An 848-nucleotide genomic window follows, 5' to 3' on the forward strand; every position below is an offset into this window, starting at 1 on the left:
ATAGCGAGGGCGGGATGTGTGGTCAACACCGAACAGCGGGGCTGACGGGTGTCGGGGGCGGTGCAGGCGCGCGCGTTGTGGGGTGCTGGGGCTCGCAGCTGCGGTGCGGCGTGCCGCCGGGAGACGAGGAAAGCCGCACCGTCTCCTGCGAGAGACGGCGGCTACCACGCAATGCGCTGATCAAACTCGAAGTCGGACTCGGGCTGTTGGAGGAGGTCCCAGTCCGGCGCCGGCTCGGGCGCCTCGTCCCAGCCGGGCGGTCCGCGGGCGGAGGCGATCGGCGGTGGCTCGGTGGGCTCGCCGATATGGCCAAGGATGCGCTGCACTGGGACGGCCTCGGTGACGAAGGCGATGATGCGCATGTCCGCCCCGCAGCAGGGACAGACCAGGGGCAGGGACTCGAACAGCCGGGCCAGCAGCATCACCCAGAGATAGCGCGCCGGGGATCGAGCATTCGGCGCCGGGGCGGGCGAGGGTGCGGGGAGCTCGGCAGATGCGCTCGGGTCGTCGGTCAGGTCACGCCCCAAGACGACGGCCGCCGCCCGCAGGGGCGCGTTGGGCGCGAGCACGCCATGGTAGCGATGGCGATGCCGCCTGGGCGGCGGGATCAGCGCCGCGAGATGGTCGATCAGCTCCAGTGGGGTGAGCGACAGCGCCGTGGTGCCATCGCGCTGGGGCTTCGGTAACCGGTAGACGACGCGTTCGGCGTCGAGCGGTTCCAGGCGCTCGAGCGCGAACGGCGGGCGGGCACAGTAACGCAGCAGGCGCTCCAGGCCGGCGCGATCGTGCGCACCGACGCGCACCGCGGCATCCAGCGAGAAGCCGCTGTTCTCCCAGGCGAGCATGTC

1 protein-coding gene is annotated in these 848 nt (G+C 71.9%); it reads right to left on the bottom strand.

The features are described from left to right. Positions 1-161: 161 nt before the first annotated feature. On the bottom strand, positions 162-848 hold a 687-nt coding region (locus ML01_RS26620; RefSeq protein ID WP_173865222.1), incomplete at its 5' end, for a transposase.

Source organism: Thiohalocapsa sp. ML1 (assembly GCF_001469165.1).
In the GTDB taxonomy this organism is placed as follows: Bacteria; Pseudomonadota; Gammaproteobacteria; order Chromatiales; family Chromatiaceae; genus Thiohalocapsa.